20 protein-coding genes and 4 pseudogenes are annotated in these 23,036 nt (G+C 44.7%); 13 read left to right on the plus strand and 11 right to left on the minus strand.

All coding sequences use genetic code 11. The annotated features are described in order from the left end of the window. Positions 1-32: 32 nt before the first annotated feature. From LY387_RS26305 to LY387_RS26335, 7 genes are all read right to left on the minus strand, one after another. Positions 33-233 (minus strand): hypothetical protein, encoded by a 201-nt coding sequence (locus tag LY387_RS26305; protein WP_234497886.1) that lies wholly within the window; start codon positions 231-233, stop codon positions 33-35. 102 nt (positions 234-335) lie between these two features. Beyond that, complete coding sequence (locus tag LY387_RS26310; RefSeq protein WP_234497887.1) at positions 336-527, minus strand: hypothetical protein; 192 nt, start codon at positions 525-527, stop codon at positions 336-338. 614 nt (positions 528-1,141) lie between these two features. Next, a complete protein-coding gene (locus tag LY387_RS26315; protein ID WP_234497888.1) occupies positions 1,142-1,300 on the minus strand; it encodes a TraY domain-containing protein in 159 nt (52 codons plus the stop codon). A 28-nt stretch (positions 1,301-1,328) separates the two neighbouring features. Beyond that, positions 1,329-1,892, minus strand: coding sequence for a hypothetical protein (locus LY387_RS26320; RefSeq protein ID WP_234497889.1), 564 nt, complete (start codon positions 1,890-1,892; stop codon positions 1,329-1,331). A 562-nt stretch (positions 1,893-2,454) separates the two neighbouring features. Continuing rightward, entirely contained in the window at positions 2,455-2,766 is a 312-nt protein-coding gene (locus tag LY387_RS26325) for a hypothetical protein (RefSeq protein WP_234497890.1), read from the minus strand. Positions 2,767-2,926: 160 nt separating this feature from the next. Then, entirely contained in the window at positions 2,927-3,097 is a 171-nt protein-coding gene (locus LY387_RS26330) for a TraY domain-containing protein (RefSeq protein ID WP_234497891.1), read from the minus strand. Between the two features lie 28 nt (positions 3,098-3,125). After that, positions 3,126-3,650, minus strand: a complete 525-nt coding sequence (locus LY387_RS26335) for a hypothetical protein (RefSeq protein ID WP_234497892.1) — start codon at positions 3,648-3,650, stop codon at positions 3,126-3,128. A gap of 193 nt (positions 3,651-3,843) precedes the next feature. Here LY387_RS26335 and LY387_RS26340 point away from each other — a divergent pair, with 193 nt between their 5' ends. The 7 genes and pseudogenes from LY387_RS26340 (at position 3,844) to LY387_RS26370 (ending at position 14,814) form a co-directional block, all read left to right on the plus strand. Further along, positions 3,844-5,100, plus strand: a complete 1,257-nt coding sequence (locus LY387_RS26340) for a sulfite oxidase (protein ID WP_419153483.1) — start codon at positions 3,844-3,846, stop codon at positions 5,098-5,100. A gap of 10 nt (positions 5,101-5,110) precedes the next feature. Continuing rightward, positions 5,111-5,479, plus strand: a complete 369-nt coding sequence (locus tag LY387_RS26345; protein ID WP_234497894.1) for a hypothetical protein — start codon at positions 5,111-5,113, stop codon at positions 5,477-5,479. A 219-nt stretch (positions 5,480-5,698) separates the two neighbouring features. After that, a pseudogene (locus LY387_RS26350) lies at positions 5,699-8,705 on the plus strand (Tn3 family transposase). Positions 8,706-8,826: 121 nt separating this feature from the next. Further along, positions 8,827-9,842, plus strand: a pseudogene (locus tag LY387_RS26355) (IS110 family transposase). Positions 9,843-10,835: 993 nt separating this feature from the next. Further along, positions 10,836-11,418, plus strand: a pseudogene (locus tag LY387_RS26360) (IS6 family transposase). A gap of 53 nt (positions 11,419-11,471) precedes the next feature. Continuing rightward, positions 11,472-11,693 carry a recombinase family protein gene (locus LY387_RS26365; protein WP_234497896.1) on the plus strand — a complete coding sequence of 74 codons (222 nt, stop codon included), beginning with the start codon at positions 11,472-11,474 and terminating at the stop codon, positions 11,691-11,693. A gap of 262 nt (positions 11,694-11,955) precedes the next feature. Continuing rightward, the gene (locus LY387_RS26370; protein ID WP_234497898.1) at positions 11,956-14,814 is read left to right on the plus strand and encodes an Ig-like domain-containing protein; all 2,859 of its coding nucleotides are present in this window, start codon (positions 11,956-11,958) and stop codon (positions 14,812-14,814) included. A gap of 162 nt (positions 14,815-14,976) precedes the next feature. Here the strand turns inward: LY387_RS26370 and LY387_RS26375 are convergent. Together LY387_RS26375 and LY387_RS26380 are read right to left on the minus strand one after the other, a co-directional pair. Next, a pseudogene (locus LY387_RS26375) lies at positions 14,977-15,138 on the minus strand (IS3 family transposase); the annotation flags it as partial. A gap of 523 nt (positions 15,139-15,661) precedes the next feature. After that, on the minus strand, positions 15,662-16,189 hold the full coding sequence (locus LY387_RS26380) for a regulatory protein RecX (RefSeq protein ID WP_234497901.1): 528 nt from the start codon (positions 16,187-16,189) through the stop codon (positions 15,662-15,664). A 347-nt stretch (positions 16,190-16,536) separates the two neighbouring features. Here LY387_RS26380 and LY387_RS26385 point away from each other — a divergent pair, with 347 nt between their 5' ends. From LY387_RS26385 to LY387_RS26410, 6 genes are all read left to right on the plus strand, one after another. After that, positions 16,537-16,692, plus strand: a complete 156-nt coding sequence (locus LY387_RS26385) for a hypothetical protein (protein ID WP_234497902.1) — start codon at positions 16,537-16,539, stop codon at positions 16,690-16,692. 287 nt (positions 16,693-16,979) lie between these two features. After that, positions 16,980-18,179, plus strand: coding sequence for an MFS transporter (locus LY387_RS26390; protein ID WP_234497903.1), 1,200 nt, complete (start codon positions 16,980-16,982; stop codon positions 18,177-18,179). A gap of 1 nt (position 18,180) precedes the next feature. Then, a complete protein-coding gene (locus tag LY387_RS26395; protein ID WP_234497904.1) occupies positions 18,181-19,464 on the plus strand; it encodes a PLP-dependent aminotransferase family protein in 1,284 nt (427 codons plus the stop codon). Position 19,465: 1 nt separating this feature from the next. Further along, complete coding sequence (locus LY387_RS26400) at positions 19,466-20,134, plus strand: DUF2848 domain-containing protein (RefSeq protein WP_234497905.1); 669 nt, start codon at positions 19,466-19,468, stop codon at positions 20,132-20,134. Between the two features lie 2 nt (positions 20,135-20,136). Beyond that, complete coding sequence (locus LY387_RS26405; RefSeq protein ID WP_234497906.1) at positions 20,137-20,496, plus strand: cupin domain-containing protein; 360 nt, start codon at positions 20,137-20,139, stop codon at positions 20,494-20,496. A gap of 143 nt (positions 20,497-20,639) precedes the next feature. Beyond that, entirely contained in the window at positions 20,640-21,383 is a 744-nt protein-coding gene (locus LY387_RS26410) for an IS6 family transposase (RefSeq protein WP_234497907.1), read from the plus strand. A 6-nt stretch (positions 21,384-21,389) separates the two neighbouring features. On the opposite strand, the gene LY387_RS26415 is transcribed toward LY387_RS26410, so the two are convergent. Together LY387_RS26415 and LY387_RS26420 are read right to left on the minus strand one after the other, a co-directional pair. After that, positions 21,390-22,592 (minus strand): IS256 family transposase, encoded by a 1,203-nt coding sequence (locus LY387_RS26415; protein WP_234497908.1) that lies wholly within the window; start codon positions 22,590-22,592, stop codon positions 21,390-21,392. 77 nt (positions 22,593-22,669) lie between these two features. Then, entirely contained in the window at positions 22,670-23,002 is a 333-nt protein-coding gene (locus LY387_RS26420; RefSeq protein ID WP_234497909.1) for a hypothetical protein, read from the minus strand. Between the last annotated feature and the right edge of the window lie 34 nt (positions 23,003-23,036).

A 23,036-nucleotide genomic window follows, 5' to 3' on the forward strand; every position in this document is an offset into this window, starting at 1 on the left:
CTAATATGAGCGAGCCAGTAACCGTGTTGGTGTTACGTAACTTCTGCCCAATAGCACTCAGCAACCCCTGCTTCGAGCTGTTCAATGCATCCTGTATGTTGGCATTGACCGCAGCTGACGGTGTCGCCTGTATTCAGTTGATGGATGGTGCTGCTATTGGTGTTCACTTGATGCGGTCCTTCGTATTGGCATCGAGTACAGGGGCTTAGCCAGTTAATTTGAATTTGTGGCATTGTTGGGGCTCCTTATGTTGACAGTGCTAGCGAAGTCGCTTTGGTTTCTTCGCTAATTCAAGTGATGATGTCGCTAGGGCTTGAGGCAACCCCGTGTTTCTTTTATGCGAATGTCCCGGCTTCTTCAGGATCTTGCCAGTCGGACATAGTGGCGGCTTGAATTCGACGATGGCCTTCATCAAGAAGGGTTTGATATTCATCGTACGTTTCTTCGATGCCGGGATAAAAACAGTCATTACAGAAGCGCCCGTGATTGACGGTTTTTTTATGGCAACGTTTGCATGTATTCTCCATAATTTAAGTTCCTTTTTCTTTATGCATCGCTAATTAATTAAGGGGGGTGATCGCGGTGTATCTAACGGTTTATTGCAAGAAATTAATGTGTAATCGAGCATTTAATCTGGCTTTTCTATATTTTACGTCGTTGAAAAAGGGGAAAGGAATAATAGCTTTTTTAAAGCTAACGATGAAACAAATATTTGTCAAAGTAGTACATGCATACCCCGGGGTATGCATCTTGAAATTTTCACTGTGATATTACTTCCGTCTTTGATAATTGAAGCACGAACACTGTGTGCGTTCCAATCGGGCTAAGCGCTTAATGATTAACATTTGAGGATCGTTAACATGATGTTTGGCTGCAAGTGTGGACTTTGCTCTATAGACATTGCTTCTTTGCGATATGCTTGAGATGCCAAGCAATATCGCCGCTTGATTTCTACCTAAGAGGTATTGCAGAAAAAGGGATGCTGCTTGTTTTTTTCCAAGCTCAGGAAAGACCAATTGGCCTACGATGATTGCTTTCTTTGCAGTAGACTTAACTTCTTGCGGGCTCAGCTTCTTACGCATAGTACAACCGAATCTTGTTGCGTCTAGTAAGTGGATTTTAAGTAGCCAAAAAATGTTAATTAGTTTGTGGTTCGGTTTTTCATGCTGTCGTCAAATTTTAATAGGTGATCGCAGAGCCTAAAATTGGCTTCTTGGCGTTTCGTTCTTGCTGAGGCGGTGAGGCGTCGGTTTGTCTTCTCGTCGATTTCAAACCAAATGCCTGTTGTTTTTCCTAGCATTATATTCCTTTATGTTGGGTTAAAGACGCTATCTATTCGGTACTTTTCTTCTTGGCTCTGGGTGAGCGGGAGCCACACTGAATGGAGTTTGGGATTGTCCTGATTTCATGTGGAAATAGTCTTTATGCGCCGCTGTGTTCGTTGATTGACGTTCAATATCTTCCAGTGCTGCTTGAATGGCTGCTTTTCGGTAAATGTGCCGTTTCCAATTTCTTTCCGTGAGTATTGAGTTTTTCTCTTTCCTGTGAATACGACAGGCTTGAACACTTGACTGGACTTCCTCCTTTGTTAGTGAGGTACCGAAAGCATTTTTTTCATAATGCTTTCGTGAGCAGCGAGCGAAACTTATCAGCCCCTCTAGTGTTTTTGGGGAAGGACGATAGTACTTTCTCTTGGGGATTTTAGGCACCACAAAATGAATGCCTTGAGGGGCGCGAACTGGATTAAAAACGAGTGCTGCAAATATCGTATGAGAATGGCGGCAAGCAATGATGCGAAGTTCTAGTAGATATGGAGAGTGAAGAAGCTCTTCAAGTAAACACTCTTGTTTGGTTTCATCACAGTAGCCATAGATGACGTTAAGTTTACGCATGAGTCGTCCTCCCTATCATGACATTGGTTTGCACTCAAAGAAGCACAAACCAATGAACTCTGCTCTTTCAGAGTGATAACAAGGTTCCCTGGTATTCCCAGTCTCCAATATTGGGCATGGTCTCCGCCCCAGAGGCGGGCGGTTAATGGCTATTTTTTGGGTTATTACGCATCTCCGCGCTGCCTAGCGCTCTTTGCGGTAACTGAATAATAGTTTTATTTGACTATGTTACTAATTAGCGTTCTTTATAAAACACATTTAAGGATAGAATCCTTTATGGTTGATTTTTTATAGGTGATATCAACCCTGCACTAAAATGCATCAACAAATAAAATTGAGTGGAGAATTATTCATTCACCGTTGAATGCTTGATGGTTTTTGTGAACCGGTAACGCTTTTTTGTTGCGTTTTTCTAGCGTTATTTGATTTAAGCCTGGAGGGATATTTATCTTCCCTACCAACGTATTTTTATGATGGTTATAGAATAACCAATTTTATTAATATTTGTCAAAGTAGTACATGCATACCCCGGGGTATGCATCTTGAAATTTTCACCGTGATATTACTTCCATTTTTGATAATTGAAGTATGAGCACTGTGCGAGTTTTAATCGAGCTAAGCGTTTAATGATTAACATTTGAGGATCGTTAACTTGATGTTTGGTTCTAAGTGTGGACTTTGCTCTATGGGCATTGCTTCTTTGCGATATGCTTGAGATGCCAAGCAATATCGCCGCTTGCTTTCTACCTAAGAGGTATTGAAGAAAAAGGGATGCTGCTTGTTTTTTCCCAAGCTCAGGAAAGACCAATTGGCCTACAATGATTGCTTCCTTTGCACTGGACTTGACTTCTTGCGGGCTCAGCTTTTTACGCATAGTACAACCGAATGGAACTAATGATTGAACTATAAATAAAATCTCAGTTGGTCCGTTCAATATGAATGCATTAATGGAGGTAGAACTCCACACTTAACGTAGGTTCTCCTTATCTTGTTGCGTCCAGTAAGTAGATTTTAAGTAGCCAAAAGCTCGCCAACTAGTTTGTGGTTCGGCTTTTCATGCTGTCGTTAAATTTTGATAGGTGATCGCAGTGCCGAAAATTGGTTTCTTGACGTTTCGTTCTTTTGTTGGCTTTTGCAGAGGCGGTGAGGCGTCGGTTTGCCTTCTCGTCGATTTCAAACCAAATGCCTGTTGTTTTTCCTAGCATTTTATTTCCTTATGTTGGGTTAAAGACGCTATCTATTCGGTGCTTTTCTTCTTGGCTCTGGGTGAGCGGGAACCACACTGAATGGAGTTTGGGATTGTCCTAATTTCAGGTGGAAATAGTCTTTATGCACCGCTGTGTTCGTTGATTGACGTTCAATATCTTCCAGTGCTGCTTGAATGGCTGCTTTTAGGTAAATGTGCCGTTTCCAATTTCTTTCCGTGAGTATTGAGTTTTTCTCTTTCCTGTGAATACGACAGGCTTGAACACTTGACTGGACTTCCTCTTTTGTTAGTGAGATACCGAAAGCATTCTTTTCATAATGCTTTCGTGAGCAGCGAGCGAAACTTATCAGCCCCTCTAGTGTTTTTTGGGAAGAACGGTAGTACTTTCTCTTGGGGATTTTAGGCACCACAAAATGAATGCCTTGAGGGGCGCGAACTGGATTAAAAACGAGTGCTGCAAATATCGTATAAGAATAACGGCAAGCAATGATGCGAAGCTCTAGTAGATATGGAGAGTGCAGAAGCTCTTCAAGTAAACTAGACCTGTGCATTTCAGATGACGGAGTGCGATTTTTTCGTGGATATTTTAGAATCTTGTGGAAACCTCTACGAATAGTTGTTGCTTTTTTGTTCTTATTTTGTATTTATTTGTAGTCTACGCAATTAGATACTGTCAGGTTGATAATGAAACAGAATAAGCGAGTAGAGAAAGGCATAAGAGAACTTTACCAAAAGGATCCTCTTATGGCGGATAAAATGGTATTTGGCCGCACTAGCGATCCTATCAGCCGTCGTGGGTTTATTACTGGGTTAACGACGATGAGCACTCTGTTAGGGGCTGAAGTAGTTTTTGGCCGTTTTATGCCAGCAGGACTGATTCCGGCAGCGTTGGCTGAAACCACAGAGAGTTTTCGTATATCCGGTAAAGACCCGGGGCTAGTTGTGTTAAACGACCGACCAATCAACGCAGAGGTTCCTGCGCACTTGCTGAATGACTTGGTGACCCCAGCTGACAAGCTCTTTGTCCGTAATAATGGTTTACCTCCCCAAAATGTTGATATTGAAAATTGGAACTTGGTTATCAGTGGTGAGTCGGTAAAAATCAGTAAAACCTATACCCTCAAAGAGCTTAAACAAAAGTTCAAATCTTATACTTATCAGCTCACTATTGAGTGCGGCGGTAATGGTCGGGCTGAATTTAGTCCATCAGCCAAAGGCAATCAATGGACAACTGGTGCGGTCGGTTCACCTGAATGGACTGGAGTGCGACTACGAGATGTTCTGGAAGATTGTGGTATCAAGGATGATGCGGTTTATATCGGTTATCATAGTGCAGACTCCCACTTATCGGGAGACCCAAATAAAGAAGCAATATCTCGTGGTGTACCAATTGAGAAAGCACTGGAAAATGAGACTCTAATTGCTTGGGCGATGAATGGCGAGGACATTCCCGCCATGAATGGATATCCGTTGCGGCTTGTTATCGGTGGTTGGCCTGCCTCAACGTCCGGTAAGTGGCTAACAGGGATATCGATCCGCAATAAAGTCCACGATGGTGCAAAGATGGAGGCTCCTGCTTATCGGGTTCCTTGTGAGCCTGTCGCCCCTGGAACCAAAGTAGCTGATGATATGATGTGTATCATTGAGGCAATGCCAGTAAAATCTTTGATTACCTATCCACAATCGGGCATTAGGCATAGGTTAAGCGATAAATTTGTTGTTAAAGGCCATGCTTGGGTGGGAGATAAAACGGTAGAAAAGATGCATATATCTACCGACTTTGGTCAAACTTGGCAGGAAGCTAGGCTGGCAAAAGCCGTAAATAAAAATGCTTGGCAGCACTGGGAAACTGAACTGAACTTTCCGAAAAAAGGCTATTATGAAGTTTGGGCAAAAGCGACTGACAGTGATGGTATTTCCCAACCTATGGTATTACCTGAGTGGAACCCAAAAGGGTATCTGAATAATGCTTGCCATAGAGTTGCGGTGCAAATCATATGAGAATCTTAGTATGAAAAAAAGACTTTTACTGTTTAGTTTAGCTATTTCTTGTAGTGCTATCGCCCAGCAGGATGTTGAACGTGATAGGGCCACTGGATTAGTGATGGATAAAGGCTTTGAGGAAGTCAGGGCAAACTGTACCGTTTGCCATTCTGCAGCTATTATTGTTCAGAGTCGTTTGAGCCGTGAATCTTGGCAGGAGTCCATTCGCTGGATGCAAGAAACTCAGGGATTGTGGCCACTAACTGTCAATGAACCTATTATTCTGGATTATTTGGCTAAGCACTACCCCCCTAATGAAACAGGGAGACGCCAGAATTTACCCTCTAACCAGGTTCCAAAGTTGGGCTCTGCCGTAAATACTGATTTCTCCCCCTAATTCGATGAGTGCTTTGATTTGTCTTGTCCGTCGAGAAGCGGGCATAACCCACCCATATTGTGTTCATAACGTGAAACTGTACTTATAAGGTAATTTCATTGATAAATAAATCGTACCAGTTATATGATACACTTCGACTCTCCCGTCTCCGTCAATGCGACCCTTCTCCAAACCTGTCCGTTGAACGATCCTCTTACGGACATTAATTTCGGGTGCAAGATGGCGAGTGGTGGTAAAGCCGTAGGTAAAAGCGAACGACTAGCGGTATTAAGTAATACTGAACAAGAAGCTCTCTACGGCCTCCCTGACTTCGATGATGCACAGCGGTTAGAGTTTTTGGTTATGGATGAATCGGAGTTAGCGTTAGTCAACAGTCGAAAAGGGCTTCATACGCAGCTTTGTTGCATTCTTCAGATTGCTTATTTTAAAGCCAAAAGTCTGTTTTTTCACTTCAATTGGCATGATGTTCTGGACGACTGCAACTTTATCCTAAGTCGTTATTTTCCTGGAGAATCACTTCCAGTCCAATCTCCCTCTAAATATGAACGCTATACTTCAGAGAGAAAAAATCTGCAAATTGTATAATTATCGTCAGTGGTCATCGGCATTGTCTTCATTGGTTGAACAACAAGCTGTCCATATTGTTTACCGCGATATCACTTCCGGGTTTGTTGCCACTGAGCTGATTATCTGGCTCAACGAGCACAAAATTATCCGACCCGGCTTACCATACTCCAAGAACTGGTCAGCAAGGTGCTTTCTGATGAAAGGCAGAGGTTGGGACGTGTTTTAACGGAACAACTTGATGACACTACTATTGGTCATTTGAACAAACTGATTGAACGCGATGAAACCCTTTCCCGCCTTGCCATTCTCAGACAAGATGCGTGTGACTCCAGATGGAGACAGATGAACCAAGAAAGGGAAAAACGAACTATTTTGGAGCCACAGCACCATAAAACCTGCTGTGCTACGCGAGTCTGGCAAATTTCTATACTACTTACGATCTGCGTCAATTGAAACTCGAGCAGGCACGCCTTTATCTGCTGTGCTATGCATGGGTTCGTTATCGTCGGTTCAGCGATAACTTGGTGGAAGCCATGTTTTTCCATTTGAAAAAGATCGAGGATGAGAGTTACCGTGTAGCTAAGCAGATTCTGGTTGACGTTCAAGAAAAACACCGGCGTGAAACGCCTAAGATTGGACGACTGCTGTCTCTTTATGTTGATGATAGTGTCTCAGACCTTACCACTTTTGGCGAAGTCCGCCGTAGAGCTTGGAAGATTATGCCGCGGGAGACACTGCAAACCACCGCTCAGCGCATGAGCGTAAAACCCGCTAGCAAACTGGCATTACAGTGGCAAGCTGTCGATGGTATGACTGCGTTAATCTGGCGTCACCTTCGACCATTATTTCTGTCGCTCGACCTCAACAGCGTAGTCAGCGATAGTCCGTGGGTTGAAGCCATGAACTGGCTTAAGGTAGTGTTTGGTAAAAAGCAGATGCTTTCGCAGCGACCACTAATAGAATGCTCAAAGGGAACATTACCCAAACGATTACGCCCGTATTTGCTGGAGTTTGACCAGAGTGGTGAGGTCATTGGACTGAATGCCGGGCGTTATGAGTTCTGGCTCTACCGACAGATTAGAAAACGCTTTCAGGCAGGTAAACTCCACCTTAACAATAGCCTCCGTCATCGCCATCTTTCTGATGAACTGGTACCAGAAGGAAAAAAGTGACGGTGCTGGCTGAAATGAATGTCCCATTTTTGTACAAGCCAATCAAAACACAACTAAGGAAGCTGGAGTTTGAACTGCACCGGCAATGGAAAGCATTTAACCGCGAACTGAAACAGGGGAAGTTGAAGCATGTGATATACGATAAAGAAACGCAGAAGCTGACCTGGCATAAACCCGCTATCAATTGTAATAAGGTTCAGGATACGCGATTTTATGAACAGCGACCATTTTGTGATGTGGCTTACGTTTTCCAGTTTGTTAACGGACAGTGTAATTTTCTTCACACCATGAAATCATTGCAGCCCTGTTATGCTAAAAAGACTGCTGATACTGACAGCTTACTTAATGGTGGTCATCGTTGCTCAAGCGATGAATCATGGTAATCATGTGGCCCGAACGAGCGATATTCCATTTCATGTATTAGAAAGCACATACGAACAATATCTTCACTTTGCGTCATTTGTCACAGCTAATGACTGTATTGCCAACGCGATAGAGGCACTACCGATTTTCCCATACTATTCCTTTGATCCTGAAACGCTTTATGGTGCTGTTGACGGACAAAAGTTCGGGGTAGAGCGACCAACTGTAAAGGCACGATATTCACGTAAATACTTTGGCCGAGGTAAAAGTATAGTAGTCTACACGATGCTGTGCAACCACATCCCGATTAACGGCTATCTAATTGGGACAAACGACTATGAAGCTCACCATGTCTTTGACATCTGGTACCGAAACTCCTCAGAGGTAAAACCCACATCTATCACCGGTGATATGCATAGTCTTAGCAAAGCCAACTTTGCGATGTTGCATTGGTTTGGCTTGCGCTTTGAGCCTCATTTTACAGATCTGAACAAGTAGCTACAGGATCTGTATTGCACCAGAAATCCATCGGTCTATAAAAATTGCCTAATTCAACCCGTAGGACGAATTGATCTTGACCTTATCAGTCGTGAAAAAACAATCTTGATCGCATCGTGGCCACTCTCGGGTTAAAAGAAATGACGCAAGGGACGCTAGTCCGAAAATTGTGCACATATTCAACAACCAACCCGACAAGACAAGCTCTGTTCGAATATGACCGACTGGTGCGTAGCATTTACACGTTGAAGTATCTGCGAGATCCGCAGTTAGAGCGCAATATACGGCGTTCCCAGAACAGGGTTGAATCTTATCACCATTTACGTGCTGCAATAGCCAAAGTTGGTGGAAAGAAGGAATTAACAGGAAAAAATGACATAGAAACGGAAATCAGCAACCAATGTGGTCGGTTAATTTCCAACGCAATCATCTATTACAACTCAGCAATCCTGGCACGATTACTAGAATGACTGGAAGCGGAAGACAATACTAAAGGCATTGATGTTCTAACTCGGATATCACCGGTGGCCTGGCAACACATTTTACTGAACGGCCATTATACCTTTCAAAACAGTAATGAAATTATTGATTTAGATGAGTTAGTTGCGGGTCTCAAACTAGGGTAACGGAAATTTCGAATGAAAGGGACATCCCCATCCTAGAATCACCTTTTGGCAGGTGTTCGAGGATAGTGAAAATGGCAAGATAAGGTACCAGTCCTTATCCCCAACCCTGAAGGAAATTCTCATGACAATCGTAACCATTGGAATAGATCTGGCAAAAATATCTTTGCTGTTCATGGAGTCAACGCGGCGGGCAAACCTGAACTGGTTCGTTCTGACGTCAGGCGCGCTAAGTTGCTCGCGCCCATCGCCAATTTGCCTCCGTGTCTGATAGGGATGGAAGCATGTTCAGGAGCTCATTACTGGGCCCGCGAATTCGGGAAGTTGGGGCATACAGTTCGGATCATGGCACCAAAGTTTGTTGCACCATATCGGATGGGCGGCAAACACGGAAAAAATGACGCAGCTGATGCCGCCGCAATCTGTGAGGCCGTCACCAGACCAAATATGCGTTTTGTACCGATTAAAACCGTCGAACAACAGGATAAATTGTTTATTCATCGGGCGCACCAGGGTTATGTGGCACAGCGAACAGCACTCATCAATCGAATCCGGGGCATATTGAGTGAACTTAGTATAGTCCTTCCACTAGCATACAAAGCATTTTATCAGGGAGTACACCAAACACTGGAGGAACTACCAGGTTACTGTAGTCTGGTTATCGCTGAGCTGATTAGTGAGCCCGATCATGTTCAGGAACGAGTCGTACAAAGTGAGCGCCAGATCAAACAACTGGCCAAAGATGACACACAGGCTCAACGATTGATGCAGTTACGAGGTATAGGATCAGTAACAGCCACTGCTATTGTCGTTAGCATCGGCAATGGGCATGATTTTAAAAACGGACGTCAGTTTAGCGCATGGTTAGGATTAGTACCCAGGCAGAATAGCTCCGGTGGAAAGACGAAACTAGGGGGGATCACTAAGGAAGGTGACTCATATTTGCGCAGACTGCTGGTTCTTGGAACCAAATCATTACTGGCAAGTGCAGTAGGGAAAACCGATCCTGTCAGTCTCTGGGCTTTGCAAATACGGGAACGTCGTGGTTATGGCCGAGCACTGGTCGCCATAGCGGTAAAAAATGCGCGTATGTGTTGGGCAATGTTGCACCTGCAGGATGAATTTAGAACTCCAGTATAGTACAGATTAAAATAAATAATACCACCGCGTGATAAGTAACTGTTGATGAGTTAAAGGTCAGGACCTACGCCCGAGGGTACTCGTGGAACCGCCAGAATAGATTATCCAAAAAGATTGATGTCCGCATTTCGAATGGAGTCTCAGGTGTGCGTTTTTCATCAGGGTCCGTAGCCAGCCAGAAGAATTGGTGCGCTGCATTGATGACCGTTTATAGGTTCGCTGTCCGCAACCTTTTTACGATATCAACGGATATGTTACGCATAAGAACCGATATTGACTATTGAAGGATGTCCTTATAGGCGGTTCCGGTGCAGAACCCCAGTTAGTTGTTTTGTAACGAGGTTTCGGCATAAGGCTAGGGTGATTAGCTGATGTAGCCGATCAGATCGTAACTTCCTGATTTAGTTCCATCGATTTACGCAACAAAGCCTCATCAACCCTAGAGTAAAGCTTTTTAATTGAGACTTAGGCTCCATATGTAATGCTGAAGTTACGAGTGGCCTTCGATTTTTAGGCATGACTTTAAGTGATTGTTCCGTTTTGATAGTACCAAGAAATACTAGAGCAGATTATGATTAGAAAACGTAGAAGCTCCTTTCCTGGATTTAACGCTAAAGCGGCACTTGCTGCCGCTAAAAGCGATGTGCTTGTCGTGACTCTGTCGCAAAGTTTGGCCTTCTAAGTTAAGATTTTTCAACCTGCACTTAAAACTCTGAGAATCCCAATGTTTAAAGGCTGTCATTTTCCCGTTGAAATCATTTGCGAAATCGCGGAAATTCATATGGCATGTTTGAATTAGATATGAAAAGTCGAATTTCAATCACTCCCAATACTTAAGAGTCAGTTCGATAGTCTTAAAAAACGGTCGTTTTTTGAGACAGTTAGAAATGTGTTCTGTTAACACCAAATAATTGGCTTAACTTGGGTTCTGTCGCAAAATGAGCCTTCTTAAGCTAGAATTGCCCCAATGATCACGTAGAATTCTGAATTTTAATGTTTAAAGGTTGTCACTTCCCCTCTGAAGTTATTCTTGAAACCATCCGTTACTACTTAGCTTACAAGCTCAGTTATCGCGAAATTGGAGAAATACAACTCGAGCGTGGTGTGATTGTTGACCATGCCACCATCAATCGTTGAGTTATCAAATTTACGCCTATCCTAAAGCACAACCTCCGTCGTAAAAAGAAGACGGTGTCTGGCTCATGGCGGATGGATGAAACCTACATTAAAGTCAAAGGGGAATGGCTTTACTACTATCGTACTGTCGATAAATGTGGTCATTGATGAAAGCAAAAGTAACTACGCAGCATTAGGTGTCCTGAATGTGCAACTCTGGTTGACGGGTTACTTCATGCTGGCACTTGTTGAAATTCTGGACATAAAATATCCGAACAACATCGTTGAACAAAGTCACCGCTGGGTTAAGCAGAAAACGCGGCAAGCTTTGGGTTGGAAGTCAATAGAAGGAGCGACAACAAGTCTTCATGGCCGAGAAATGTGGACGATGCTCAAACGTGGTCAAGTAGACGTTGTAGGAAATACTGCTTGCGAGCGCTTTTATGCGCTCGTAGAATAATTGTATCTGAAGGATTGGTTTGTCACGTCACTACAAATATTTGCGATAGAACCATGTTTCATCTGGTTGGCTTAATTGAGTCTCTGATAGAACAAGGTATTGGTTTTAAATTTATTCAAAATGGTTCGATTGACACGACAATTGCTTCGGGTGAACTCATGTTTAATATTTTTGGGGTTTTAGCACAATTTGAACGTCGATTAATTCAAGAACGGACAAATGCAGGACTTAAAACGGCACGAGCTCGCGGTCGAAAGGAGGTCGACCCAAGGTGAGTTTGAATAATTCTAAAGTAGTAATGGCAAAGCAAATGTACCAAAATCAGTCGCTATCAGTGGACTCTATTTGTGAATCACTTTCAATCTCTCAAGCTACTTTTTATAGATATCTGTCGGTGTAATTCCATTCGATTGGATCTATGCCTATAAAAAAAGGAAATATTTTGTGAGGTTGACTCACAAAATGCAACCGATTCCTTACTCAGTATCGCTGACCAAATAACATTCTGGCTGCAATATTAAAAAGTAAGGAAATTAAATGATATTAAAACGAAAGTCCTTTGTAGGTTACGCAATGCTTTGCTCAGGTTTGTTATTAAATCCTATTTCACAAGCCATAGCGACAGAGTTTAGCACCGACGCTGTTGCCCAATCAGAAAGCCAATACTGGAGTACTTATAAGTTAAACATAAAAAACACTGACTCAGACAGCGCAGACATGCGTGAAGCCGTGATTGAGTTCGTACTGCCAGTCGCAATTAACGACATTGGTTGGATGTCAAATCACCTTTCATACCCATCATGGGAGATTGCTCATACAACACAAGCCGAAGGCGTGTTGAACGCGGTAACGCTCAAGTTCCCAGAAGGTTCTTGGGTAGACAGTGCATTGGCATCTGGTGAGTCGGCGGCGTTAACCATCTCTTTTGGCGGCGAACTGAAGGATCTCAATGCGTTTGAAGATTCTGTAGTGGTCAAAGTTGATGGTGAAGTTGTTCCCCCACCAGAGTTCTCCTTGGATATCTTAGCACCGGCACAAAACTCTGTGGTTTATACTGGCTCGAATGTAGACATTATCACGAGCGCAGAGGGTGAAGGTGCAAGCAAGCTAGAGTTCTGGGTCAACAATACCAAGTTAGCAGGACAACCTATAGTAGAAGGAACGACCGAGTATCAACAAGCTTGGCTACCAGCGGAAATTGGTGCCGCTTTAATTGCTATCATGGCGTTCAATGAGAGTGGCAAAAAGCTGTCTGAGCAATCGGTACAAGTCACTGTTGAATCAGAATCTACCGCGCCGAATCCTCCTGTAATTGAGTTTATCTCACCAGACGCAGGCTCTTCTCATCAAAAAGGTAACACGATTGCGATCTCAGCAAATATCACCGATGCGGATGATGACTTAGCGACGGTTAAGTTCTTTGCTAACGATGCTGAAGTATGTCAGTTAGACGCGAAAACGACACAAGATTTCACTTGTGATTGGACTGCGCAAACTGCGGGGTCCGCAACGCTTCGCGCAGAAGCCCAAGATGACGAACAACATGTTACTCGCAAGAGCCTAACCATTACTGTGACAGATACGGGCACCAGTTGTGGCGATGTTCCTCAATACGAAGATGGCATGCCATACAAGGTGGGTGATGAAGTTACGAATATCGGCAACATCTATTCATGTAGCGTAGCAGGTTGGTGTGGAAACCCTGTTTGGACGCCGGGAACAGGTCATCCAGATTATCCAGGTGCTTGGAAAGATGCGTGGGATGAAGTAGGGCAATGTGACCCTAACCCAGTTCCAGTGGTGGATGTTCAATCTCCTCAAGATGGACAAAAAATTGCACCAAACCAAGCGTTCGATGTGATTGTCGATGCGACTGACGATACTGAAGTTGCTCGCGTTGACGTTCAACTGAATGGCCAAGTAGTGGCAACTTCAAGCACTCCTTCACAAGGCAATACTTACACCATTGCGGTCCCTGCACAGGACGAAGACCAATACACACTAACCGTCGTCGCATACGATGACCAAGGGGCAAGTGCAGAATCAGCACCAATTTCTCTGGCGATCACCGATAAAAACCTAGTGGTTTCGCTGTCATCTCCTGCTGATGGTTCGAGCTACTTTGAAGGTCGTGCGATTTCAATCAAAGCAGACGCGAAGAGTTACGAAGGCGACATTGTATCTGTGAGCTTTATCGCAAATGGCAATGAACTGTTTAAAGACACCGAAGCGCCATACGAATACGAATGGCTAGGTGCGCAGAACGGCGCTTACGCTATCACTGCCAAAGCGGTAAACATATCAAGCCAAGAGCAGATCTCGGCAACGTCTAACATTACGGTAAAAGAAAGCACAGGCGGTGGCGGTTTAGTCGATAACCCAGATCGCTCTATCAGTTACCTAACGTCTTGGGGTTTGACTGACTACGAGCAGTTGTTCAATTCAGAGGGTGATGGTTACCTATTGTCATTTGGTAAGTGGGACGCGAGCGGTAACATTATTATCTCTGATGGCATGCTAACGCCACCAGATTACAATCCGGATTGGATGCCAACGCAGTACCTAGCCTGGTCAACACTTAAGCATGACAATGAAAACGTGACTATGATGGTGGCGTTCGGTGGTCAAACGTATGAAAGCATTTGGTCAGCGATCAGTACGCCGCAAAGCCGTGAAGCGGTCGCGACTGGATTGGTTGATTTGGTACATACTCCATTCCCTGTGTACAAAAAGAATCTAACACCAGAAGAGATGGAAGGTGAATGTCTTGCATCAAAACCTGATGGTAGCTGTGATTACAGTAAGTACCAGTTAGCGGGCTACGTACACATTGACGGATTAGATTTTGACTTCGAGAAAGCCGCTCGTATCACGGATAAAGAGAACCAAGATCTGACTGCTCTGATCAAACTGATCCGTGAGAAAGTAGGCAATACGAAGGTTCTGTCTCTAACGACTTACCACGTAGGTGCAGACCCAGTTGAGTGTATGGATGCGAGTGTGTTCGAAAACTGTTCTTACATTGAACCATCTGGCCGTTCATCTCACCACGGTGAAGTTATCGATTTGCTGAAAGCAACCAAGAACGACTTCGATTTCTTCAACGTAATGACGTATGACGCAGGTCGGAACTTCCTCTACGACGTCGCGATGGCGAACTATGCTGAATATATTGGAGACAAGTCGAAGATTGTTTTAGGTAACACGATCAACAGCCAATGGGCGCCAGGTGGCAACTTTGTTGAAACACGTCAAAACAACCTAGACCGTGCTAAGTGGCAGAAAGATAACGGTTACGGTGGTTTCTTCATGTGGACGCTAGGTTCAAACAACCAAGGTTTGAGCATGGCAGAGCAAGTTGACTACTTTAATGACATGATCAGTGTAAGCAAGTAGTACTCACCTCATCTTATAATCTACTTGAACGACGGAAGGCCCTCATGCCTTCCGTATTTTCAACCTTAATTATATAACTCACTCAAGCTTAATGCTTTGGGGTCATCTGATATCTAAAGCAAGAAGTTGGCACTTTACGTAGCTATTAGGTAACTGCCCCTAGAGCTGAGACGCTTTTTCACCACTCTCTTGCTCATAGACTTCATGGCCAACGATTTTCCGACTGTAGATGTCTTCAATAAGGTACAGATAGTAGTGTTGGCCTCTCACGATTGCTGGCAAGTAAGTGATATCCCACATCAATACCTGTTTCGGTGCTATCGCTGTATAACTGCTTGGCTGTGCTACTTTCTTGCGAGCACGTTGACGTCCTCGTCCTCTTCCCCGTTTTTTTCGCAGAACTAATAGCGCACTGGTTTCGGCTAAGGCTTTCTCTTTGTATCGAAGCTTTTTTCAGAGCTTTGCTCTCCAGTTTGTCCGCTCGAGACTGCTGTTTCGCTTGGGCTTCCTTTTCCTTCTGTGACCTAAAGCCGTGTAAACACTCTTCACGCCAAGTATGAATTTGCTCTGGGTAAAGTCCCTTTGAGCGACAATACGTACTAAGTTTATGTTCGGTCATCGTGTAAGTTTCAGCAACGACAGCGAGCTTCGTTTGTGCTGGCCATTGTTCTGGTGATGTCTTCTCCTTTTACCACTTCAAAAATAGAACGAGGATATGGAGGCAACAATTTCTTGAGTATGGCTTCTTTTCTTTATGGAGAATAACGAGACAAATGAATTCTGCTTACGCCCTAACTGGTTAATTTTTAACAGTGACAACAATCCTGCCAGAGGGGGGGGGCGCCAGTTAAGATGGAGAGTTAACCAGTGGGGCGATAGTTTGCACACGTCGGTATTGATCTATAAAGCGAACAAGGTAATGATTTAGCATCGGTAGTAAGAGATCACTACCCTCTAAAATTACAGACAGTGAATGCCCTCTGTACTGAAGATAATGGATCATCTTCGCCTTCTCTTTTTGGTCTTGAGACTGGCTATCGCCAAACTTCTTCTCCTTCGCTTTCAAACAAATCTCAAACCAGTCCACATCAGTATCTTCAAGAACTTGTTCAATTACGAGAGGATCGAGTCCCTTCTGCCGCAAGTCTTGCTTAATGCGTGACAGCTCATGAAGCTTGCCTAGCTGTTTTGATATTTCCTTTTCAGCTAACCGCGCATCATCGAGATAATGATGAGATAACAAGCGGTTCATCACTCGATTAACGATTTCGACGTCATTGACTTGGCGAAAAAGAGAACGGCGCATTTCGCCAGATGAGTAATCTCGCTTTGCCAGCAACCCTACAGCAAAATCGTACAACTGATCTTGGAGCATGTTTAGTAACCAATGTTGATTAAAAAGATTGGGTTAAATCATACATAAGCATCCGATTTTATAATACTGTCTATAAAGACAAGTTATTTTATCGGTTGTTCAAGCTCGATTTGAGTGTAGCTCTACAGAGATATCATTTTTAAAAGGGCTTTCGTGCCCCACGGCGAAACGTGGATCGCTGTTTTGCCATGTAGAGAGAGTTGGGGTTGCGTTTGCTGTGTCATAGAAGTTTCCTTCTGTTTGAGTATCACTTTCTGGAGCCGCTTGGCTGTCCAGTCCTTCTCCATGGTTCTCATTTGCAAGGGCGCGATAACGGGATGCCGCCCAGCGTTCATATATCCTTGCAAATGAAGTTATGGCTGGATATCTCCGCTATTTGGGAAGGGGATTTTGACCGCATTTCTAAGGGTGAGTATGGCATCGAACGTTTTGTTCAAGCGGTCGATCAATATATCAGCACCGTGTCGAGCATCTCAAAAAACATGGAGTTCCAATCACAATAAGGGAAGGGATCACTTGCCCAACTTTGCAACAGAACCCCATTTTTTCAAACATATTAACCCAAAAAGCCAATACGAAACAAAAAGTATGCATCTGATCACATATTAAATAATAAATTGAAAAAAGTTCTTTTTATTATTTGAGACAAACTCTAGCCTGACTGTTCAATTTTCCAGCACTCTTGTCACGTTACCTGACAGAAAAGTCATTGGTCATGAAGGGATGTAGAACCTAGGGTGAGTTAAGCTCAAGGATACGAGCACTGCCTAGACGACGTTGTGGTATATATATGAGTAGTTCGTTCAAACACCGTTCAATCTTTATAATCATCGTTCTACTTACTCCCCTGTCAGGGATGGGGGTTGATATTGTCGCGCCTTCTCTTCCGTACATTTCCAGTTGGATGGGGGCGCCAGAAACAGTTATTTCCTTGTCGGTATCCGCCTATGTGTTCGGCTACGGGATCAGCCAGATATTCTATGGTGTGGTCTCTGACGTGGTAGGCAGAAAGGGACCTATCCTGTTTTCTCTTGTGACCTTCGCACTAGTAAGTGCTTGGATCCCCCACATTACATCCGCAACTGAACTGATCATGCTACGCTGTCTTCAGGGGATCGCAGTAGCCGGATCGACGGCTCTTGCACGCTCTGTGGTGACTGATGTGTTCTCACCTAAGCAGCGCAAAAATGTGTCGAACTACCTAGTCATCGCCTGGGGTGCTGGTCCAATCGTCGCCCCTCTTATCGGCGCTCATTTGCTGGAGCTGTCCGGCTGGGGAGCTTCATTTTATTTCCTTGGTTGCTATGCTGCTGTGGCTGCATTGCTGGTCATACTTATGCTACCAGAGACCTCTACCCATCAGACAGTATCTATGCGCGAATCCAGTGCTAATGTCATCCGGCTTCTCTGTGATGTCAGGTTTATGTTGTCAGCTTCACTGGCTGGGCTATGCCTATCATTACTTTATACCTTCAATGTGTTTAGCTCCTACATCCTGATTGACCGCCACAATTTCAGTGCCATCGAATACGGAAACATCCTTATCTTCGTCGGCTCAGCCTGGCTGATCGGTAGTTTCACCAATAGACTGTTATTTTCTAGCTATAACGACAACATTATCCAACCAGCCGCTGCCTGGTTAGCGCTGTGCCTGTCGATTACCATCTATGCCTTTCATGAGCTGGGGTTCGGGGTTACGACGTCTTACATTATCCCGTCTTTTTTCGTTATCTTCACTGTCAACATTGTGTTTACGCGCAACTTTGGGATCTGCCTAAGCTTGCACCCTGATAAGGCTGGCGTCGCTGGAGCCATGACAGGAACTGTATTTATCGTGATCAGCTCGCTGACCATGTCGATAGTGAGCCTGTTCCAGACAGAGACTATTGCCAATATGGCAATAGTCTTTTTCTTGATTTGCAGTCTAATAGTAACCGTCATTTCTATCCGGTTCGGGATTGAAAACCGACATAGAATAGTGGAGGAATAGGATGAATAATAAGGCCATACTCCACCTAGCTGGAATACCCCGTGCCATGAATGCTGTCAACTTGCTGAATGAAATCTCATCGCTCTATCCCGAGGCTATCTCATTTACATCCGGAAGCCCACAGGCTGACCGGTATAGACTAGATCGCTACAGCCACTACATCGAGCGTTTCGTTACCCGACACACCATCGAGCAAGGCTGGCAAACTGCGAACACCTTTTCACTTCTGGGCAACTACAGCTCAGCGATGGGGATCACCCGCCATTACATCAGACAACACCTGGCCACTGACGATAATCTGGAAGTAGAAGAAGATCAGATCGTAATCACAAACGGAGCCCAAGAAGCTATTCTTCTCACTCTACAAGCACTATTCAAACGCCAAAAGCCAGGTAGTCTTGTTATCTCAACCCCCTTTTATTCTGGAGTTGATGCCGCCGCTCGTATGCTAGGAATTGAAACCCACTACCTTCAAGAATCCGAATTTGGTCTGACACCTGAGGCGCTGTTATCGCTACTAGATACGGAAACGGAATCAGCCAACCCTGTGCGCGCAGTTTACTGCTGCCCCAATTTTTCCAATCCTAGCGGTACTCTGATGCCAGATAAAACCAAGGAGCGGCTAGTAGAATTGTGCAGGAATAAGAACATTCTGCTTATCGAGGACAACACCTATGGCTACATCGGGTACGGAGATCCGTTTAGACCGGCCAAAGCATGGGATACCACCAACCATGTTATTTACATTTCAACTTTCTCGAAAACCATCTGTCCCGGAATCCGAGCAGGCTATGTCGTAACCGGACAAACAACTATGATAGATGGGACACACTCCTCATTGGCTCAAGTTATTTCCACCTACAAGAGTCTCGGTAGCAATCATGTCCCCGGCCTCATTCAGGCTCTTATTGGAGGTATCCTTGAAGAAAACTACTTTTCTGTCCGGGGGTACATTGCTGAGCAGGTCACTATCTACCGAGCAAAACGGGATCATCTCATCTACTGCCTGAGGGAATATTTTGGTGCCCGTTCCGATGTCAGCTGGACAGAGCCGCAAGGTGGTTTTTTCTGTGTTGTAACCCTGCCATTTTTCGTCGATGAAGATGCCATGCATACCTGCGCAACTCGATTCAGAGTCATCTGGCTACCAATGAGCATGTTCATGCCTGCTGGCTCCATCAGCCAGAAAATCCGTTTGTCATTCAGCAATGTCTCTGCTGAACAAATCCAGGAAGGAGTGAAGCGGCTTGCTGAATACGTATCTTGGACAATAAAGGAGAAGTAACGTGAAGTTTGAATGCGATGGGAGAGTCATCGAACCTGATATCAGTCGACTCATCATAGCAGGCTGGACTGGCAAAGATGAAGCAGAAAGAAACCGGCATATCCATGAACTTGAGGAGCTTGGAGTATCTGCACCAGAAACTGTCCCTGCCTTTTACCCAGCAGGGACCAACCTTCTTACCCAGGAAGCGTCCATCCAGGTTGCAGGGCAAATGACCTCCGGCGAAGCCGAAGCGATCCTGTACTTTGATCAAAACGAGCTCTATGTGGGCGTCGGTTCCGACCACACAGACCGAAAAGCAGAGAAGTTGGAGGTTCTCCTGTCCAAACAGTGCTGTCCCAAGCCAATATCGAGGGAAGTGTGGCGATACTCAGATGTGAAACCGCACTGGAACAGACTTATACTACAAAGTCATATCCTTCTAGATAACACGAAGGTGCTTTATCAAGAAGGGTCGATAGCTTCTCTGATGTCTCCTACCGAACTGCTTGCCAACTATGAGCAATTTTTTTCGACAGGTACCGACAATTTGGCGCTCTTCATGGGCACAGTGCCAATGAAGGCTGGTATCGATTACGCCAGCTTTTTCTCCGTTTCACTAGTCGACCCGGTCCTCAAGCGTCGGCTAACCCACCAATACCGAATCTTCAACGTACTGAATCAGGAGTAGAAATGTTTAAGGAACACAAAGAATTTCACGTCATTAACCTGGAAGAAGGCTGGGTTTCTCCACCAGGGTATCCAGCTGATATACAAGAAAAAATTCTTTCAGGACGGCTAGATGAGGAGAATGGTAAAGGAACCAGAACCCGTTTGCTGCGCTTTCTCCCAGGGGCAACCACCGATGACCCTTTCATCCATGACTACTTTGAAGAAGTCTACTTGGTCTCAGGAGATCTAACCGTCGGAAAGGGGGATAATAGGGAAGTGTTCACTCCTAACACCTATGCGTGTCGTCCCCCACAGACTTACCATGGCCCGTTTTCATCAGAGAAAGGCTGTGTTCTTCTGGAAGTGCACTTCTACGAGTAGTAACAGTAACCTCCAATAACTCGAGGCTAGATAAAGTTCAAGGAAGGCGGCTTATTTCCCACGTCCGCAACAAACGGGGTTGTTGCAAAAACTCAGCTCAAGGTTGAAACTATCATCGTCTGTGGTGATGATTGGTGAGTTCGATGACCAACCCTGAGTCCAAATGGAAACACTTTGCCCCTGAAATCATTCTTTGGTGCCTTCGTTGGTATGGTTCAACGACAATGAGCTATGCCAACCTCAGCGACATGCTGCAGGAGCGAGGAGTTTCGGTCAATCGCTCAACCATTTATCGTTGGTTCATTGAGTATGCCCCTGCATTACGTAAGAAACTGCGCCGTTATCAGCTCATTCGAGCAGGCTCTTCGTGGCAGCTCGACGAGACCTACGTTAAGGTAAAAGGAAAATGGCATTATCTGTATCGAGCTATCAACAAGCAAGGCGAGACCCTGGACTTCTATTTCTCTCATAAACGTAATAAAGACGCGGCTTATCAGTTCCTGAAGCGATGCTTAAGATACTATGATGCAGATGCGCGGCCTAAAACATTAAACACAGACAAGCACGCTTCCTATGCCCATGCGATTCTTCGTCTGAAGAAAGAAGGACGACTTCGAGTGGATGTCGAGCAGCGGCAAGTGAAGTATCTCAATAATGGTATCGAATCCGACCACGCGCCCATCAAGAAGCTCGTCGTTGGCACTGGCGGTTTTAAAATCCGAAAGCGAGCTTGGTCAACCATTCAAGGATTTGAATCATTACGGATGTTGGACAAAGGCCAGTTTGATTTTTGGTTGCGTCATGATGATTGTAAAACTCTAGTGCGGGAGAGATCCGCGTTCATGAATCGTCTATTCAGAGGGCGTTCAAAAATCTGTGTCAGCTAATTTTGGCTAGATATCTAAAACATCATCTAGGCGCCCATCGAAGTGAATCGCTAGTTGAGACAATGTCATATTCCAGTTCTGGATTGGCATTGTCCATTTCTTAGAAGCATTCAATATCCCAGCATACAGCAGCTTAAGCAAGCTGTTTTCGTTCGGGAAGCCACCCTTAGTCTTGGTCAGTTTACGGAACTGGCGGTGTACTGCCTCGATAGCATTCGTGGTGTAGATAGCCTTTCGAACGTACTCTGGATACTTAAAGTAAACGGACAGGTTTGCCCATTTGTTCCGCCAAGAACGCAGCACGATTGGGTAATGCTGCCCCCATTTGGACTCTAAACGATCCAGTTCCATCTCTGCTGCTTCTTTACTGACAGCGCGGTAGACAGGCTTCAGGTCAGCCATGAACTCCTTCTGGTGCTTGGAAGCAACGTACTTCATGGAGCTGCGGACCTGGTGAATAACGCATTGCTGAACCTCGGTATCGGGGTAAATCGTAGCGATGGCTGCTGGGAAGCCAGTAAGGCCATCCACGCAGGCGATCAGGATATCTTCGACTCCACGGTTATGCAGCTCCGTTAGCACAGATAGCCAGTAGTTTGCGCCCTCTGACTCGGATAGGTACAGGCCAAGCAGCTCTTTCTTGCCTTCGACATTTAAGCCTAAGATCGTGTACACCGCTTTGCTGACATAGCGGCCATCTTCCTTAATCTTGTAGTGGATAGCATCAAGCCAGACAAATGGATAGAGCGCATCTAGCGGTCGCTGCTGCCACTCTTTCAGCTCAGGTATCAAACGGTCTGTAACTCCAGTAATAGTAGCCTCAGAGACATCAATGCCATACATATCTTCGACATGGCCGCGGATATCACGGTAGCTCATACCGAGCGAGAACATGGATAAGATCTTACGGTCGATCTCGTCAGTTAACTTAGTCTGGTTTTTCTTCACCAGCTTCGGCTCGAACGAACCCGTGCGGTCACGCGGGGTATCCAGCTCGAAAGCGCCTACTGAAGACTTAACGGTTTTCTTGCTGGAGCCATTCTTATGGTTTGGCTGATCGTCATTTTCTAGGTGTTGTTCCAGTTCCGCCTTTAAGGCAGCTTCGGTGATCTGTTTGATGAGAGGGGTTAAGAAACCATCTTTGCCTGTCAGGTCTTGCCCTGACTGAAGAGCTTTAATGGCTTGTTCTAGATCGAAGTCTTTGGTCATGTGTCATTCCTGTTTTATATATAATACTGAAATGACACAGATTTCTAAACACTACCTCTATTCAATGTAGAAGTGATTTACCAGTAATCGCCACGCCAATGATGGCGAACTCTGCACTCTGAGATTAGTTGCAACAATCCCTTTTCATGCATAACACCTACACCTCTACCGCCGTTCCAGTATGTTATCGTTCGTATGCTCTTTAGGTAGCACTCTATTGATAGTGATAACAGCACATAATAAGGAGTGCCATTTGCGTTGCTCTTTTGCAAAACCATTGCAGCATCATAGTAATCTTTACCCTGAGAGCTAAACCCGAAGTCAACGATCTCATTCGAAGCAGTAATGGAGCCGTTATCAAGCGCATCATTCCATCTTTTTTGAATTTTTGTTTGAGTTTTATTTTTCATAGCGTCTTATGGGTTTGTTGATGCTGTGAGGATG

It is taken from the genome of Vibrio maritimus, from assembly GCF_021441885.1.
Classification (GTDB): Bacteria; Pseudomonadota; Gammaproteobacteria; order Enterobacterales; family Vibrionaceae; genus Vibrio; species Vibrio maritimus_B.

Coding starts and splice junctions, on each gene's coding strand:
- LY387_RS26305 (WP_234497886.1), bottom strand. CDS start 233: ATGCCACAAATTCAAATTAACTGGCTAAGCCCCTGTACTCGATGCCAA.
- LY387_RS26310 (WP_234497887.1), bottom strand. CDS start 527: ATGGAGAATACATGCAAACGTTGCCATAAAAAAACCGTCAATCACGGG.
- LY387_RS26315 (WP_234497888.1), bottom strand. CDS start 1,300: ATGCTAGGAAAAACAACAGGCATTTGGTTTGAAATCGACGAGAAGACA.
- LY387_RS26320 (WP_234497889.1), bottom strand. CDS start 1,892: ATGCGTAAACTTAACGTCATCTATGGCTACTGTGATGAAACCAAACAA.
- LY387_RS26325 (WP_234497890.1), bottom strand. CDS start 2,766: ATGCGTAAAAAGCTGAGCCCGCAAGAAGTCAAGTCCAGTGCAAAGGAA.
- LY387_RS26330 (WP_234497891.1), bottom strand. CDS start 3,097: ATGCTAGGAAAAACAACAGGCATTTGGTTTGAAATCGACGAGAAGGCA.
- LY387_RS26335 (WP_234497892.1), bottom strand. CDS start 3,650: ATGCACAGGTCTAGTTTACTTGAAGAGCTTCTGCACTCTCCATATCTA.
- LY387_RS26340 (WP_419153483.1), top strand. CDS start 3,844: ATGGCGGATAAAATGGTATTTGGCCGCACTAGCGATCCTATCAGCCGT.
- LY387_RS26345 (WP_234497894.1), top strand. CDS start 5,111: ATGAAAAAAAGACTTTTACTGTTTAGTTTAGCTATTTCTTGTAGTGCT.
- LY387_RS26365 (WP_234497896.1), top strand. CDS start 11,472: ATGTTTCATCTGGTTGGCTTAATTGAGTCTCTGATAGAACAAGGTATT.
- LY387_RS26370 (WP_234497898.1), top strand. CDS start 11,956: ATGATATTAAAACGAAAGTCCTTTGTAGGTTACGCAATGCTTTGCTCA.
- LY387_RS26380 (WP_234497901.1), bottom strand. CDS start 16,189: ATGCTCCAAGATCAGTTGTACGATTTTGCTGTAGGGTTGCTGGCAAAG.
- LY387_RS26385 (WP_234497902.1), top strand. CDS start 16,537: ATGAAGTTATGGCTGGATATCTCCGCTATTTGGGAAGGGGATTTTGAC.
- LY387_RS26390 (WP_234497903.1), top strand. CDS start 16,980: ATGAGTAGTTCGTTCAAACACCGTTCAATCTTTATAATCATCGTTCTA.
- LY387_RS26395 (WP_234497904.1), top strand. CDS start 18,181: ATGAATAATAAGGCCATACTCCACCTAGCTGGAATACCCCGTGCCATG.
- LY387_RS26405 (WP_234497906.1), top strand. CDS start 20,137: ATGTTTAAGGAACACAAAGAATTTCACGTCATTAACCTGGAAGAAGGC.
- LY387_RS26410 (WP_234497907.1), top strand. CDS start 20,640: ATGACCAACCCTGAGTCCAAATGGAAACACTTTGCCCCTGAAATCATT.
- LY387_RS26415 (WP_234497908.1), bottom strand. CDS start 22,592: ATGACCAAAGACTTCGATCTAGAACAAGCCATTAAAGCTCTTCAGTCA.
- LY387_RS26420 (WP_234497909.1), bottom strand. CDS start 23,002: ATGAAAAATAAAACTCAAACAAAAATTCAAAAAAGATGGAATGATGCG.